The following is a 15,206-nucleotide window of genomic DNA, read 5'->3' as shown; positions in this document are numbered from 1 at the left end:
TAATGTCAAGCGGAAAGGAAGCACCATGCGGGCCGATGCGAGACAGAAACGCGAACAGCTTATCCGGGCAGCGGTGGAGAACTTCCGCACCCGCCCAAACTCGGAGGTCACGCTTGGTGAAATCGCGGAGCACGCGGGTGTGGGCATCGCCACGCTGTACAGGCACTTTCCGACGCGCGCCGACCTGCGCCAGGCGTGCGCCCTCGAGTTCATCGACGTGCTCGACGCGAAGCTGGGGGACACGCTGGCTAAGTTTGAGAGCGCGCCGGAGGAGCAGTGGCGCGCCTTTATTTGGGCGTGCGTGGACTCCGGGATCGGCATGCTGGTGGCGGCGCTGGCGGACGAGCCGCCGCACGCGCTAGAACCCACGGTACGGCAGCGCCGCGACGAGTTCTTCGCGCACGTCCAAGAGCTGCTGGACCTCGCCGCCCCCCACGGCCTTGTGGACCCAGCGCTGACCCCTTCCGAGATCGCCGCCGAGCTCATCGTGGTCACCCGCCCGATGAGCGCGAACCTGCGCGACCTCTTCCCAGACGTGAAGACACGCCTGGTCAACCACCTGCTGCTGGCGTGGCGGGTGGACGCCAACTAGCGGCTACGTCGTAGCGCGGCGCTGGTCGTCGTCGAGGGCGTCGAGGGTGCCGAACTGGTCGTCGGCGGAATCGGTGGAGTACACCAGCGTGGCCGTGCCCTCAGACTCGTCTTCGTGCAGCGCGTGCTTCGGCTCGTGGTTGCGCTCCTCAAGCTTTTCGCGCAGGTAGAACTCCCATAGCGCCCAGCCGCCGGCCGCGAGCGCGCCCGCACCGAGGGAGGCGAGCAGCACCTTCGAGCCGGTCCCACGCTTGCGCGCTTCCTTCTTCAGCGCGATCTGGCGGGCTTTGCGGTCGGGGGCGGTCGCGGCGTGGAGGGCGCGGCGGGCGTCGATACGCGCGTGGCTGGCGCGGGTGACTTTGCCTGCCTGCTGGCGCGCGGCGTCGTAGATTCCCTCGAGCTGTGGCACGTCGGCGAGGTCGTTGAGGTCGTCGATGTTGTCGTCCTTGATGGCTTCGGTGAGTGCTTCGTAGACGTCGCGCTGCTGCTTGCTGTTGAGTTCGCGGAAGTAGTTCCAGGCGCCGCTGATGCCGCGCAGTGCGAGTCGTGCAGTGGTGAGGTTCATGTGTGCTCCTTCGTTGTGTTCTCTCTCAACCACCCTAGCGGGAGGAGCGGACATGTGCCCCCTTAGTCCACACAAAGTAGACAGAGCGGTACGGAATCTCCAATTATTATTCACTTTTCGCAGCTTGCTGACCTGCGCTAATGAACAGCGCTACGCAGAAGTTCTTGTGCACCGTTGCGTCCAGTTTTAAATTTCAACGCATCCCATCAACAGGAAGCAACAGAACAGAAGGCAGGTGAGTCGGATGCGGCAGGCAACGCTGGAAACGCGGATCTCCGCGTCGGCACCGTTGGACGGCAGCGAGGAGGAGCTCACGCCACGCACGCAGCGGGCACGCACGGCACTCAGCTTCGAGGTGATCCCACCGCGTCACGACGCCGACTCCGCCAAACTCGACGCCCTCATCCAAGGGCTCGCCGCCTACCAGCCCGACTACGTGTCGGTCACCAGCTCGCACCGCAGTGACTGGCTGGAAGGCACCGCCCGCCTCATCGAACGCATCGCGCAGACCACGAGCATGCGCCCCATCGCGCACCTCGCCTGCACCGCAGGCACGCCCGCCGAGCTCGAGCAGTGGATCACCCAGCTTATCGACGCCGGCGTCCGCGGATTCCTCGCGCTTCGCGGCGACATCCCAGCCGGACTCGACCGCCTGCCCGACACGCACCTGCAGCACGCGACGGACCTGCTCAACCTGATCCAGGACGTCGCCGACGCGCAAGCCTACCGCCTCGCCGCCGGCAAGCTGGCGCTGTCGGTGGCCTGCTACCCACGGGGACACGCCGAGAGCACCAGCGACGACCAGGACCTGGACGTGTTGCTGGCCAAGCAGCGCCTCGGTGCCGACTTCGCCATCACGCAGCTGTTCTTCGACGCGCAGGACTACCTCAGCTTCGCGGAACGTGCCCGGCTCGCCGGGGTGCGCATTCCGCTGATCCCCGGCATCATGCCGATGACCAGCGTGAATCGGGTGCGCAGGATGGGTGAGTTGTCCGGTGTGGCACCCCCGGTGGACGTCATCAAGCAGCTTGAAGCCGCGCGGACACCGGAGGAAGAGCATCAGATTGGCATGCGACTCACCGTTGCATTAGCGCGCACGATTCTGCAGGCCGGCGCCGGTGGCCTGCATGTTTACACACATAACGACTTAGCAGTAACACGTGAACTATTGAAAGGACTCAACCTGTGAGCACCGTAGCATTCCCCACCACGACCATCGAGGGCTACCCGAGGATCGGCGCGCAACGCGAACTGAAGCGCGCCCTGGAGTCCTACTGGTCCGGGCAGATCGACGCGGACACGTTCCGCTCCACGACGCGCGCCCTGCGCATCGATACGTACAACCACCTGCGTGACCTTGGCCTTTCCGAGCCCTACGCCATCCCGGCGGACGTCGCCCTCTACGACCACGTCCTGGAGACCGCGCTGACCGTCGGCCTCGTCGCCGGCGGCACCGACCTGGATGAGGAGTTCGCGCTTGCTCGCGGCACCGCCACCCGCGTGCCGCTGGAGATGACCAAGTGGTTCGACACCAACTATCACTACCTCGTGCCCGAGGTCGCCGCAGGCCAGGAGATTACGCCGGTGCCGGACCGCATCGTGCGCATCGTGGAGGAGGCCCGCGAGGCCGGCCACCAGGTGCGCCCGTACCTCGTCGGCCCAGTCACGCTGCTCGCGCTGTCGAAGCCGGTGGAATGGTCCCTGCTCCCGGCCCTGGTCGACGCGTACGCCCAGGTCTTCGCGGCGCTTCGCCAGGTCGGTGTGGAGTGGGTCCAGGTTGCCGAGCCGATCGTAGTCGCCGACGTTGACACCCCGGACACCGAGATCGCGCGCTACCTGGGTGAGGCATGGTCGACGCTCCTCGGCGCCGACGCTCGCCCGAGCGTCTACCTGACCACCCCGTACGGCGCCGCCGACGCCGCCCTTCCCGTCCTCGGCGAACTCAAGCCCGAAGCCCTCCACGTCGACCTGTCCCCGTGGACCCTGCAGGCCACCCCTGACTACGTCGAGCAGGTCCACACCCACGTCGCGCCCGAGACACACCTCGTCGCCGGACTTATCGACGGCCGCAACGTCTGGGCCGCCGACCTCGCCGAACGCACCGAAATCCTCACCACCCTCGGCGCCACATCGGTGACCACGTCCACCTCGCTGCAGCACGTGCCGCACACCCTCAAGGCCGAGCGCAACCTGCCCGTCGACGTCGCCACCTGGCTCGCCTTCGCCGACGAGAAGATCGCGGAAGCCCTCGCCTTGAGCGCCGGCCCGCAGGCAGCCGAGGTCGCGTTCGCCGCGTCCGCCCGCGTTGCGCGCACCCGCGCGGAGTCCCCGCTGCGCCACGACGAGGCCGTCGCGAAGCGTCTTGGCACGCTTCCCGCAGGTCAGGTGCAGCGTCAGCCGCTGTTCGCCGAGCGCCAGCAGGCTCAGCGCGAGGCGCTGAACCTCCCCAGCTTGCCTACGACCACCATCGGCTCCTTCCCCCAAACCCCCGAGATCCGCCAAGCCCGCGCCGCACACCGCAACGGCACACTGAGCGACGCTCAATACAAGGAAGCGTTGCAGCAAGAAATCAGGCAGGTCATCGAACTGCAAGAAGAAATCGGCATCGACGTCCTCGTCCACGGCGAAGCCGAACGCAACGACATGGTCCAATACTTCGCCGAACTCCTCGACGGCTTCGTCGTCACCGAAAACGGCTGGGTCCAGTCCTACGGCTCCCGCTGCACCCGCCCACCAATCGTTTACGGTGACGTCTCCCGACCAGCCCCAATGACCGTCGAGTGGGCCACCTACGCCCAATCCCTCTCCAACAAGCCGGTCAAGGGCATGCTCACCGGCCCAGTGACCATCCTGGCCTGGTCCTTCAAACGCGACGACGTCCCCCTGTCCGTCTCCGCCGACCAAATCGGCGCCGCCCTCGCCGACGAAGTCCGCGACCTCGAGGAAGCCGGCATCAGCATCATCCAAATCGACGAGCCAGCCCTGCGCGAACTCCTGCCACTCCGCGCCAAAGACCGCCCGTCCTACCTCGACTGGGCCGTGCGCTCCTTCCGACTCGTCGCCGTCGACGCCAAACCGACCACCCAGATCCACACCCACCTCTGCTACTCAGAGTTCGGCCAGATCATCGACGCAGTCGCAGGCCTCGACGCCGACGTCACCTCCATCGAAGCCGCCCGCTCTCGCATGGAACTGCTTGCCGACATCGACGACTCCTTCCACTCCGAAATCGGCCCCGGCGTCTGGGACATCCACTCACCACGCGTCCCTTCCGTCGAGGAAATCGTCGAACTGCTCCAAGCAGCACTGCGCCACGTCCCAGCCGAACACCTCTGGGTCAACCCCGACTGCGGCCTGAAGACCCGCAAGTATGAGGAAGTGGTGCCGTCGCTACGCAACCTGGTTGCTGCACGCGACGCGGTGCTCGCCCAGCGCTAACACCGGACGAGGGGCGTGGAGGGTCGTGTACGCTGTACACCATGACTCAAAAGACGCAGACAATGACGTTCCATACCAACCACGGCGACATCAAAGTCGACCTGTTTGGCAACCACGCCCCACACACCGTTGACACCATCACCGGCCTGGCGAAGGGCACCCTCGACTACTCCACCAAGAACGCCTCCGGCACCACCGAAGGCCCCTTCTACGACGGCGCCATCTTCCACCGCATCATCCCCGACTTCATGATCCAGGGCGGCGACCCAACCGGCACCGGCACCGGCGGCCCAGGCTTCCAGTTCGCCGACGAGTTCCACCCAGAACTCCAGTTTGACCGCCCATACCTGCTGGCCATGGCAAACGCCGGCCCAGGCACCAACGGTTCCCAGTTCTTCATCACCGTCGCCGAAACCCCGTGGCTGAACAACCGCCACACCATCTTCGGCGAGGTCACCGATGAGGCTTCCCGCAAGGTCGTCGACGAGCTTGCCAACGTCCCGACCGGCCGCATGGACCGCCCCGTCGAGGACGTTGTGATCAACTCCGTCACCGTGGAGTAGCTTTATTTTTTGTCTTAGGCCCCGCCTTTTTGGTGGGGCCTTTGGCGTTCTTAGGTCTCGAGTGCCGTGAGTGCCAAAGGACGCACCCCTAAACATCCAGCCCATTGCTGACCAGGCACTATGTCGGTGCTACTTTTCGGAATTGCGTCCTTTGGCACTCAAGTGCCCGGGACGCGCACCACATTCCCATCTTGCCGAATCGCGACCTGGGAAAACGCCGAGCGCCCCGCGAAAACCAGGAATTTGGTGCGCAGGGAAGAGGTGCCTGCACCACATTCCCTCGCTTTGAGTTGGCCAAGTTGTAAAAGCCTAGATCGGTGACGGCTAGTCAGCCAGCTGGAGTGAATGTGTTCGGGCAGAGCAAACAATTGTGTGCAAAAATATTTGCATTTATCCTGCAAGGAAACACTACTCATACTAGGAGAAGCCCCGTGAAACGTTTTAGAACCGCTGCTTGTGGCTGTGTTTGATGGTCGCATGGATCACACTCGGTCTTTTAACCTATGTGTGGAGCCCTCCGGGCAACACCATCTATATCGGATAAATGCCTAGAATCCGCTGCCATAAGGGCCGGTTCTGACGTGCTTCGAGTTTCTTGGCATACTCTTGCAAATCACGGCTAGCTTTCGCCTGTGTCATTGGCAACTGCTCGATCATTCGTTTATGGGACTCGGTCAGTGGATACTTCCGCTCTGCCATTGCCTGATTAGTCATCAGCAGACTCCTTCCTATCCCTGTTATGACCTAGTACGGATAATAGTAACAAAATCTCTAGGTCTGAAACCCAGTTCTTCGAAGTAGTACCTGGCGAAAAGGTTGAATTCTTCGGGTTAAATTTATTGTCGTATTCAAGAATTGCCCGAGTAAACCCGATATCTTCTGAAGACTTCAACCCTGACTCCAGCATTGGGGTCAAAAATGCCAACCTGCATTTTGCTGAGCGGGATTTTCTGCAAGTGTCATATCGATTGCCCACTGAACACGTTCGTAGTACGCAGAGCGGTCATCGGCATTTGATTTCTGTGACAGTGACTTGGTGGCGATACCTAGCGTAAGTACGGCGGCTGCGGCAGCAGGTATCGCTCCTCGATATGAAAATATCGTCGCAAGCGATTCCTGCCAGGGCTTTTCCCAGAAGAGCACCAACCCCCAGTGCACCATGGCAAGGAATAACACGAAAGCAACGAGCAGAGCGGCAATGACTTGCGCGTTATTCCATTCGGCCCTGAAATTAATGTTCATTTTTCGCACGAGAATAAGGCTATCACTCAGATTCCTCCTGCTCAGATGGATTCCACAGTCCTCACATTTACAAGATTTCAAGATCTGTCCCGGACCGGTTGAGAGGTGAGACTGGGGTGGAACTCCCCGAAGATACGGCCAATAGCCCTGGAAAACAGCTAGACCCCCAAATTCCGCATGTGCGGTGGAGGTCTGCAACGCCAATTTAGCATCAATCTGCGTTCTGATGTTTTTATAGCCGGGGCGCGCACCACATTCCCGCTTTTCAGCAGCCCAATCTGCAAAAGCCCAGGTCGTCGAGCGCGTATGAGGGAATTTGGTGCAGGACCAACCCCTAGAAACTCCCCGACCCGCCGGCAGCCGTGAACCCGGAGCTGAACGTCGTGTTCACGCCCGAAGAGGAGGAAGAAGCAGCCGAGTTCGCGGCGGCGACGTTGGTGCTGTGCCAGGACTGGAGCGCAACGAATGGGATGTAGGTGGGGTACCAGTAGTCCTTGTCGTAGATGGTTGGGGTGGCCAGTTTGTGGCGGTCTTTGACGTCGCTGAACTCTTTGTCTTTGACGGCGTTGAGGATGATGTGGTAGTCGGAGAGGAGGTGGAGGTAGTTGTCGAGGAAGGTGGGGCTGGCGGGGTCCGCATCCAGCTGCCGGACGCGGTCCTCCAAGGAGACGAGTTCTTGGCGGAGGGTGGCGTCGTTAATTGAGGTGCGTGCTTTGGTGATGTCCCTGCTGAGGCGCGCGAGGTCGGTGCGGCGGGTGGTGGTGTCGCCTTGTTCGATGTTGAAGAGGCGGTTGATGTTGTCTTCGGCGTGGCTGGTGTGGGTGAGGGTTTCGGCGGCGTCGGCGAGTTGTTTGCGGGCGCGGTAGGCAGCGGCGTCGTCGGAGATGGGGATGCTGCTGATGCCACCGGCGCCGGAGACGGTGTCGTGGAGTTGGAGGAAACGGTCGCGGACGTCGCCCCATTGACGACGCAGCTCCGCATCGGCAAACGCGCTGGTCAGGGAGTTGGCGCGGACGTCGATGCCGTCGAGGCGCCCGGCGAGGTCGGCGTATTCTTTGGTCACGAGCGAGTAGTCCGCCCGCGCCTGCTCAACCAATCGGCGGCGCCGGTTGCGCAGCGCGACGCCTGTGCCGCCAACAACGCCGGCCAACGCCCCAGCCCCCATTCCTGCACCGATGCCGCCCCAGACTCGGTCGTTGACGGCGGAGTCGTAGCGTTCTTCCTGCAGGCCGGCGGTGTCCATGGCCAGGCTCGCGCCGGCGAACAGGGCGGCGGGAACGTTGTTGCTTTGTAGTCCGGGGACCATGGCGTCGATAACTGAGGAGACGCGCGATGATTCGCTGTGGAGGTCGAGGACGTCGGCGACGTCGTCGGCGGCGTAGATTGCGTGGTGGCGGTGCGCCATGTCCACGGCGAGGATGAGCGTGCCGTCGCGGAAGCCGTGCTTGTCCAGGATTTCGTCGGGGTAGTGGGCGCGGAAGTATTCCTCGATGGTGTCGTTGATGTTGTCGCGCGTGTTTTCGGCGTTGTTGAACGCGAGGATGTGGATGGTGCGCACGACTTCTGGGTGGTCGATGCGCTGGAGGTTCTGCTCGAGTTGCGCCTGGTCAGCTGGGGTGAGCAGGCCGTCGGGGTTGGTCAGTTGCAGGCGTGGCGCCTCGGCGGTGGTAGCGATGGCGTAGTGCGCCGGGTCGGGCTCGTCGATGGCTGCGTAGGTGCCCGCGCCGACTCCGCCGCCGATCAGCAGGGCCGCCGCTCCAATGCTCAAAACTTGTGACCATGTGCTCATGCCCGCGATTTTATAGAAATCCCCGCCATAGCTACCCCGCGCTCGGCATTGCGGTGTTGTTGAGCTGCTCGAGGCTGTCGCGCAGCTGCAAAACAACGCCGACGTTTTCGTGGAAGATGTCCATGATGGAGCCGTTTTCGTCGAAAGGCGGTTGGGTGAGTTCGTGGGCTTCGACGACGCCGTTGCGGATCACCTCGCTGACGACGGTGTTAAGGAATGTGCGTTGCACGGAGTTGAGGTCGGTGGAGTGCAGCAGATCCTCGAAGTGCGCTTCGACGGCGGCAGCGTCCATCCCGACGACTTCGCGCAGGAAGAGACCGAGTTTGGCCTGGTGGGTGTCGGCGAGTTCAGCGGCGCCGTCGACGTGGGCGTTGAGCAGCAGCTGGCGTAGTTCGTCGAGGTCGTGCGTGCTGAGCTGTTGCGCGTTGCGGAGTTTGCGCAGCGCCAGGCTGGTGGTGTTGCCTTCGAGCGCGCGGCGGAGTTCTTCTTCGATGACGGAGCTCTCGCGTTGGGTGCCGCCGGTGGCCTGGAGGGTGCTGTGTTCGAGTTCGCCGAGTTCGTCTTCGAAGTCGGTGATCACCACGACGCGCTGCGCTTTGTCGAGGAAGACAGTGAGCCCGCGCACGGTTTTGCGGACCAGTTCGAGGTCCTTGTAGGTCACTCCGTCCCACCACTGCGGGCCGGCGAGCGCTTCGAGGAGCGCCGCGTTGTTGGCAACGGTGGGGATGTTGGTTTTCTGCAGCAGCGCCTCGGCGATGCCGACGACTTTCTCTGCGAGCACGTCCCAGTCGCCGCGCTCTTCGAACAGTCCGAGTTCGAGCTGGTAGATGAGGTAGTCGAAGCGCCGGGCTTGTTCTTTGTCGCCGGTCGCGGCGAAGGGTAGTGGCGCGAGTGCGGTGACGGCTTGTTGGTGGGTGTCGGCGTCGGCGGTGAGCCAGGGGGTGGCGTCGCTAAATCGCTCGAGGTAGGCGCGTGCTTCGGTGGGCACGAGGATGCTGCGGTGGGGCACGCTGCGCACGGCGTCCGAAAGATGCTTTGCGACGTCCCCTCGCACTTCATCCGTGGCCGTCAGCAGTAGGCGGGCGCGGGTGGTGAAGCTGCGCTGCGAAAGCGAGACTTGGTGCGAGCCTTCCGTGGTGTTGGTGGTGCCGCTGAATTGGCGCACGTTGTCGCAGTAATCGAAGATGTAGAAGCAGGTCTTGTCGACGCCGGGGCCGAACAGGTTGGGGCGCAGGCGGGTCCCGCGGCCGACCATCTGCCAGAACTTGGTGGGGGAGTAGACGGGCTTGAAGAACACCAGGTTGACCACCTCGGGGACGTCGATACCTGTGTCGAGCATGTCCACGCTGATGGCGATGTCCAGGCCGGAGTCGGGCTGCTTGAACTCGGCGATGAGTGCTTCCGCGTTGTACACGCCGTGGGTGATCACCTCGGCGCGGGTGGCGGTGGTGGGGAAGATGGCCCGGTATTCGTCGGCGATGAGGTCGGCGTGGGCCTGGTTGCGGGCGAAGATGATGGTCTTGCCCAGCCGGTCCGCTCCGTCGACCTTCAGCCCCTTGCCGATGACTTGGCGCAACACCTTCCGGATCGTGTCCCGGTTGAGCAGTTTCGCGTTGATCTCGGCGGCGTTGACTTCCTGGGGTGCGGAAAGTGGGTCGCCGTGTTCGTCGACACCCCATTCGGCGTTCTCCCACTCCAGCTGCTGCTCGGGGGTGAGCTCTCCGTAGGAGATGCCCTGGCGCATGATGGCGGTGCTGCCGGAGAACACCTCGTAGGGCACCAGGTTGCCCTCCTCGATGGCGCGGTGCAAGCTGTAGTAGCCGGTCGGGGTGTCGGGCTCGCAGCCGAAGAAGGTGTATGTGTCGTGGGAGAGGTTGCTGCGCGGGGTGGCTGTCAGTCCGACGACGAGGGCGTCCAGGTAGTCGAAGATGCGTCGATAGCGCTGGTAGATGGATCGGTGGGCCTCGTCGACGATGATGAGGTCGAAGTCGAAGGAGTTGAAGCGTTGGCCTTCGCCGATCATGCCGATCATGGTCTGGTACGTGTTCACGTACACCTGGCCCTCGCCGGCGGGGTTGGTGGTCAGGTTGACGGGCACCGCCTCTGCGAGGTGCTCGTTGAACGCCGCGTGCGCCTGCGTGACCAGCGCTTTGCGGTCGGCGAGGAAGAGCACGTTGCGGATCCAGCCGGCTTCCAACAGCATGGACACGGTGGCGATGGAGACGCGCGTCTTGCCCGTCCCCGTCGCCATGACCAACAGCGCGCGGCGCTTGCCCTTGCCGAACGCCTCCGCCACGGACTGGATCATCTCCAGCTGATAGGGCCTACCGGCGATCTTGGTGATGGTGGCGCTGTGCGCGCTGAGCGGTTGACGCTTGTCGCGCCGGGCGATGAGCGCCTCCATCGCACGCACTGTTGGGTAGGACTCAATAGTGCGGGTTTCGTAGCCGACACCGCCCGGCAGGTCGGCGTCCCTGTCCCAAAAGCGCACCTCGTACCCGGTGGTGTAGAAGATCAGCGGCACACGTCCCGTCGCGTTGCCGATGGCGTCGGCGTAGATCGCGGCCTGCTGGCGGCCGTCGTTAATGCTGCGGCTGGCCTTCTTTGCCTCCACAACGGCGATTGGCACACCCTGCGTATCCAGCAGCACATAGTCCACCTTCATGCCCGCCACCGGGTATTCCTCGATGAGCGTGCGGCCGCGGACAAACCCGGCATCCTCCAGCATCGGCGTGATGATGTCACGTCGCGTCTGCGCCTCATCCACCGCCAACTGCGGCGCCGGCGGCGTTAGCTTCTCCTGCTGCTTGCGGATCTGCTCCCGCAGCTTCGCGATCTCCTCCTCATACCCCGCAGCCTGCTCCAGCTCCCGCTGCTGCGCCTCATCCAGCTGCAGTTTGTACAGGTCAGCCTGCTCCCGCGCGGATTTCTCCTTCGCCGCCAGTGCCATCATCTGCCGCTGGTTCAACGCCGCCTGCCGCGGCGCCTGCTTCAAGATCTCGACGTCAAACGGCGCAATCCCTCGAATCGTCTTCCCCGAGAAGTGCGTAGTTGCGAACACCATCACGTCATACAGGTGCTTCAGCGCCTGCAGCGCCTCATCGCTGGTGATGTGCGCTTCGCTGTGCACCGCGGTGTTGCCGGCCTTGCGCAGGATGTGCATCTTGGAACGGATCGTCTCCGGCAGCAGCCGCGAGAAGTCCGGGTTGGTCAGCGTATCAAAGATGTTGGACTGTTTCTCCAGCCCATTCAACGCTGCGATATGCCCAATGACCTGCTCTAACACGAACCTGGATTGGAACATCGACGCGCGCGGGTTGGTCAGCGCGGCATCCTCCGCATTGCGACACTCAATAATGAGCTGGGGCCATGCTTGCCCAACGAAGCCAAAGTTGGACGGACGTGGAGTGATGCTCACCTGATCGCCTTTCTTCCCGGTGCGCTCGTTCGCCTGCGCGTTATTCTATACCGTTGGGTTGTGGCTCGAAACCTACTCGAAACATGCTCGAAACGGATTCACATGTTTTGACCTGGGTATATCACTCTACTCGAAATCGTTTCGAGTAGAGTGATCCACATGAATACTGCGGTAAAGGTTGATGAGTTACTTACGCGCCCCGAAGATCAGTGGTTTGAGCGGAAATCGTTTCGTATTAAACCGAAGGATCTTGCGAAGGCGATTATCGCGTTTGCCAACGCCGAGGGCGGGGTCATCGCTGTCGGTATCACTGATCGACAATTCGATGGGTTGCCTAGCGCACGGCAGGACAACGACTTACGACAATCGGCGTTTGATCACACCGATCCAACGGTTCGAGTCGAGATCGAGAGCCTTCGCATTGATGACGCCACATCTGTATACCTATTCCATATCTTGCCTAGTGAGCGTGTACATTATTCCAATTCGGGGGAGTGCTTCCTGCGCATCGGGGATGAAACGAAGCAGCTGGGCCCCGACGGCATTTTAGAGTTGCGGTATTTGAAGGGGGAGCAGCAGTTTGATGCAATTGTTCCACCACGTGCTGAGCCTGGAGACCTCGATATGGCGCAGGTCGAGCGGTATGCGGAGGCGATTGGTTCGGCCTCGGCCCAAGATGCGTTGAGGGCGCGAAACTTGGTAGATAGGGTCGGCAACCCGCGGACAGCAGCATTGTTGCTTTTCGGAAAACATCCGCAGGAGTTCTTTCCAAACGCTCATGTTCGTGTGGTCCAGTTCAATGACATAGATCGGTTGCCGGGTCATGGTCAGCAAATTCTTTACGACGAACGCTTCGACGGCACCCTGCCAGAACAGATTCAGCAGGCCAGAACTGCGATTAGCAAGATTCTTCCAAAAGTGCGCCGTCTTGTGGGCAGTGGGCTTTTTGAAGAGGAGGATTTGATCCCGCCGGATGTGTGGCTAGAGGGTTTGGTGAATGCGGTGATCCACAGGTCTTACAGTATGGCTGGGGATCACGTCAGGTTCGAGATCTATCCTGATCGGGTTGAGGTGTCTAGCCCTGGCAGGTTCCCTGGCTTGGTGGACCCGTCGAAACCCGAAGCAATTGCGCGGTTTGCAAGAAACCCGTTGATTGCGCGTGGGACTGCTGAGTTGCGGATTGGGCAGGAGTTGGGGGAAGGGATTCGACGAATGATCGCAGGTATGCGAAAGGCGGGTTTTGCAGACCCCGTGTACCGGCAGACAAGTGGCAGTGTTGTCTTGACATTGAAGGCAGTGCAACGCCTCGACGAGTCGCTTCGTGCGGACTTGCCGCGCTACTCAACAGAGGTGCTTGCAGCCTTGCAGGCAAGCCCACATCCCTTATCGACGGGCCAAGTGGCCAACGCCCTTCACCTCTCGAACCCTCCCGTCCGCCGTGCTCTGCAAGCACTCCGGGACGCTGGACTCGTGCAGTGGAACGGAAGCGGTTTGAGGGATCCTCGCGCAACATGGTCAGCGGTCAGCCCGCTGCGTTACTGATACATGACCAACGAACAAAAGTTCCCCACGGGTGCGTGGGGAGGTTTGTGTGGCCCTCTAGTTAGTCATTACTTTTGCATCGCTTCTATAAGGTACGGGATTGAAGATGACGGGCATGGCCCTTTTGCATTGGTGCATTGGGGCGCATTTCGGTCCAGTGGCGTTTTGCGCGTGCCGTTGCCTCAGGGTATCTCTCGACTGGGAACGTTACCCCGAGTTCTTTCGCATTGCGGCCTGTGAGATAGCGTTCCTTTTGCAGTACATCGGTCATTTTCTTCGCGTCGCTCCCGCCGTCGTAGAGGTGCCAATACAGCCACTGCTCAAATTGAGGGTTCGTTACTGCGACTGAGATATTGCTCTTTTGTGCGAGCTGAAGAACATCACCCAGGGTGGTGTGTTGGTCACAATCGACGACTAGGAACGCGCGGTCAAAGTTGTCGGACTTCAGATGGTTCTCGCATGTATCAAGAACTCGCTTGGGTTCTCCCTTACTAGGTACAACCTTGATGTCCGTGGCCACGTCGTTGGAACGCAGAATTTGTGCGAGCCTTTGGAAGTAAACTTGCTCAGACTTTCCTTTGTCGCCTTCTACAACAATCAGAAGCCGACTTTTCAGCTTCCGCTTTGCCCTGCTCTTGGGCTTTCTGGGTGTACCTTTACGCGCTGCCACGTTCCCCATTTTCTTGCCCCCGTCGTGTAGGTGATAGTTCTTCAACAGCACTTCGCATTAAACCTGGTAATAGATACGGTAGCGCGCCGAATCGGCCTTCCAGGTATTGCTTTGCAAGATTTGATGCCGGTTTCAAATCGCGGAAGTCCTGCAAGTTATAGAGCGTACTTGCACCAGAGCTGTCTTTTTCGGTGAACCAGACTTGCTCTTTCGTCAGGTTCGCAGAAGACTGCGGCTGGAGCAGGGTTACGTCATGTGACGTGAAGATCAGTTGGGCCCCGTGTGGGTTTGTATCTTGATCTTGGAACAGTGCGACGATTGCTTCGGCGAGAATGGGGTGGAGGCTGGTATCCAGCTCGTCGACGCAAAAAATTGTGCCGTCGCGGAGCGCTTCTAAGATGGGAACGGCCATGGCGAGCCATGCCAACGTTCCGGATGATTCATCGCGCATGAGAAAGTCGGCGTCGGCGGATTCGTTGCCATGGTGATAAAACCGCAGTGTTCTGTTTACGAAGTCGTGGTCGATCAGACTTTGGCCTGATAGAGCTTTCCCGGGCGTCTTGTTACCATGTGTCGCAGCTCGCTCGAGAATCTTGCGTATTCTCGGCGGTAGCTCTCGTTCATCTGTATCTACATCAATTCGCGTGATTCCGATATCGGCTACTGCCGCGAGTGTGGTGAGTACGTTCAACGGAATTCGTTCATCGGCGATATCCGCCGTAATCCGGTCAAGGCGTTTCCGTTGGGCACTGTCGCTGATGTCGTAGAAATCGACGCCAGCGATAATGCGTCCAACAAACGACTGTAGTGTGTCGTGACCTGCAACGTAGCCACGGGAGAGCGCAAGTTCTCGCGGGGCTGGAGATATACGTGGTCCCAGATACTTATGCCAGCTGATTATGCCTTGTTCGGCGTCTCTTTCCAGAAGCCGTGTTGGGCGGGAGGAGAAATATCCAAGCAGCAGCTCGTGTTCAATGCGGTTCGCGGAAATGGAGAATTCGTAGTGATATCGAATTTCTCGGGCCGCAAGCTCCGGGCCGCCAATGCCACCGGTTAAAGTGAAATCGAGTGCAAAGAAACTGGAGGAACGTACAGCGTCCTCATCTAACTTGAATGGGGATCGAGGATTTTTCTGAAATTGAAGCCATCTACTTGCAGAGTATTGGATTGCCTCCATTGCGTAGCGCATTGCGTCGAGTACCGCCGTCTTTCCTGATGCATTGGGTCCAAATATGGCAGCAACCGGTAGGCAGGCATCGGCCCAACTCTCACCTTGACGTGGAACTGCGGTGCGCCAGGAGTTACGCGTCATTTCCAGCGCGAACTCATCACGGAAGCTACGGTGATTCTCCGCAATAAAGCTAAGCAGTCTCATGGAAGTAAGTTTA

12 protein-coding genes are annotated in these 15,206 nt (G+C 60.9%); 5 read left to right on the top strand and 7 right to left on the bottom strand.

Annotated features, from left to right (window positions below):
• Window positions 1–25: 25 nt before the first annotated feature.
• Window positions 26–592, top strand: coding sequence for a TetR/AcrR family transcriptional regulator (locus KBX14_RS07765; protein ID WP_256042230.1), 567 nt, complete (start codon window positions 26–28; stop codon window positions 590–592).
• Between the two features lie 3 nt (window positions 593–595).
• Here the strand turns inward: KBX14_RS07765 and KBX14_RS07760 are convergent, their stop codons facing one another.
• Entirely contained in the window at window positions 596–1,156 is a 561-nt protein-coding gene (locus tag KBX14_RS07760; protein ID WP_256042229.1) for a hypothetical protein, read from the bottom strand.
• A gap of 244 nt (window positions 1,157–1,400) precedes the next feature.
• Here KBX14_RS07760 and KBX14_RS07755 point away from each other — a divergent pair, with 244 nt between their 5' ends.
• Genes KBX14_RS07755 through KBX14_RS07745 form a run of 3 tightly spaced genes read left to right on the top strand, consistent with a single transcriptional unit; the run spans window position 1,401 to window position 5,157 of the window.
• Entirely contained in the window at window positions 1,401–2,345 is a 945-nt protein-coding gene (locus KBX14_RS07755) for a methylenetetrahydrofolate reductase (protein WP_256042228.1), read from the top strand.
• The gene (gene metE, locus KBX14_RS07750) at window positions 2,342–4,594 is read left to right on the top strand and encodes a 5-methyltetrahydropteroyltriglutamate--homocysteine S-methyltransferase (RefSeq protein ID WP_256042227.1); all 2,253 of its coding nucleotides are present in this window, start codon (window positions 2,342–2,344) and stop codon (window positions 4,592–4,594) included. Before KBX14_RS07755 ends, metE begins: the two co-directional genes overlap by 4 nt.
• A 41-nt stretch (window positions 4,595–4,635) precedes the next feature.
• Window positions 4,636–5,157, top strand: a complete 522-nt coding sequence (locus KBX14_RS07745; protein WP_070363359.1) for a peptidylprolyl isomerase — start codon at window positions 4,636–4,638, stop codon at window positions 5,155–5,157.
• Window positions 5,158–5,688: 531 nt separating this feature from the next.
• Here KBX14_RS07745 and KBX14_RS07740 read toward each other — a convergent pair.
• The 4 genes from KBX14_RS07740 to KBX14_RS11330 all read right to left on the bottom strand — a co-directional run bounded on the left by KBX14_RS07740 (window position 5,689) and on the right by KBX14_RS11330 (window position 11,606).
• Window positions 5,689–5,871 carry a hypothetical protein gene (locus KBX14_RS07740; RefSeq protein ID WP_070363358.1) on the bottom strand — a complete coding sequence of 61 codons (183 nt, stop codon included), beginning with the start codon at window positions 5,869–5,871 and terminating at the stop codon, window positions 5,689–5,691.
• Window positions 5,872–6,069: 198 nt separating this feature from the next.
• Window positions 6,070–6,408 (bottom strand): hypothetical protein, encoded by a 339-nt coding sequence (locus KBX14_RS07735; RefSeq protein ID WP_256042226.1) that lies wholly within the window; start codon window positions 6,406–6,408, stop codon window positions 6,070–6,072.
• Between the two features lie 325 nt (window positions 6,409–6,733).
• Entirely contained in the window at window positions 6,734–8,188 is a 1,455-nt protein-coding gene (locus KBX14_RS07730; protein WP_256042225.1) for a DUF5129 domain-containing protein, read from the bottom strand.
• 31 nt (window positions 8,189–8,219) lie between these two features.
• Entirely contained in the window at window positions 8,220–11,606 is a 3,387-nt protein-coding gene (locus KBX14_RS11330) for a DEAD/DEAH box helicase family protein (protein ID WP_256042224.1), read from the bottom strand.
• Window positions 11,607–11,765: 159 nt separating this feature from the next.
• Here KBX14_RS11330 and KBX14_RS07720 point away from each other — a divergent pair, with 159 nt between their 5' ends.
• Window positions 11,766–13,148 carry an RNA-binding domain-containing protein gene (locus KBX14_RS07720; protein ID WP_252931234.1) on the top strand — a complete coding sequence of 461 codons (1,383 nt, stop codon included), beginning with the start codon at window positions 11,766–11,768 and terminating at the stop codon, window positions 13,146–13,148.
• A gap of 85 nt (window positions 13,149–13,233) precedes the next feature.
• Here the strand turns inward: KBX14_RS07720 and KBX14_RS07715 are convergent, their stop codons facing one another.
• Together KBX14_RS07715 and KBX14_RS07710 are read right to left on the bottom strand one after the other, a co-directional pair.
• Window positions 13,234–13,818 carry an RloB family protein gene (locus tag KBX14_RS07715; RefSeq protein ID WP_168156208.1) on the bottom strand — a complete coding sequence of 195 codons (585 nt, stop codon included), beginning with the start codon at window positions 13,816–13,818 and terminating at the stop codon, window positions 13,234–13,236.
• Entirely contained in the window at window positions 13,805–15,193 is a 1,389-nt protein-coding gene (locus KBX14_RS07710) for an ATP/GTP-binding protein (protein ID WP_256042223.1), read from the bottom strand. Before KBX14_RS07710 ends, KBX14_RS07715 begins: the two co-directional genes overlap by 14 nt.
• Window positions 15,194–15,206: the final 13 nt, after the last annotated feature.

It is taken from the genome of Corynebacterium sp. CCUG 61414 (genome assembly GCF_024453945.1).
GTDB lineage: Bacteria > Actinomycetota > Actinomycetes > Mycobacteriales > Mycobacteriaceae > Corynebacterium > Corynebacterium pseudogenitalium.
This window is presented reverse-complemented; position numbering and strand designations above follow the sequence as displayed.

Excerpts from the sequence above, each read along its gene's own strand:
- KBX14_RS07740 (WP_070363358.1), bottom strand. The coding sequence starts at position 5,871 with ATGACTAATCAGGCAATGGCAGAGCGGAAGTATCCACTGACCGAGTCC.
- KBX14_RS07755 (WP_256042228.1), top strand. The coding sequence starts at position 1,401 with ATGCGGCAGGCAACGCTGGAAACGCGGATCTCCGCGTCGGCACCGTTG.
- KBX14_RS07745 (WP_070363359.1), top strand. The coding sequence starts at position 4,636 with ATGACTCAAAAGACGCAGACAATGACGTTCCATACCAACCACGGCGAC.
- KBX14_RS07765 (WP_256042230.1), top strand. The coding sequence starts at position 26 with ATGCGGGCCGATGCGAGACAGAAACGCGAACAGCTTATCCGGGCAGCG.
- KBX14_RS07730 (WP_256042225.1), bottom strand. The coding sequence starts at position 8,188 with ATGAGCACATGGTCACAAGTTTTGAGCATTGGAGCGGCGGCCCTGCTG.
- KBX14_RS07720 (WP_252931234.1), top strand. The coding sequence starts at position 11,766 with ATGAATACTGCGGTAAAGGTTGATGAGTTACTTACGCGCCCCGAAGAT.
- KBX14_RS07710 (WP_256042223.1), bottom strand. The coding sequence starts at position 15,193 with ATGAGACTGCTTAGCTTTATTGCGGAGAATCACCGTAGCTTCCGTGAT.
- KBX14_RS07760 (WP_256042229.1), bottom strand. The coding sequence starts at position 1,156 with ATGAACCTCACCACTGCACGACTCGCACTGCGCGGCATCAGCGGCGCC.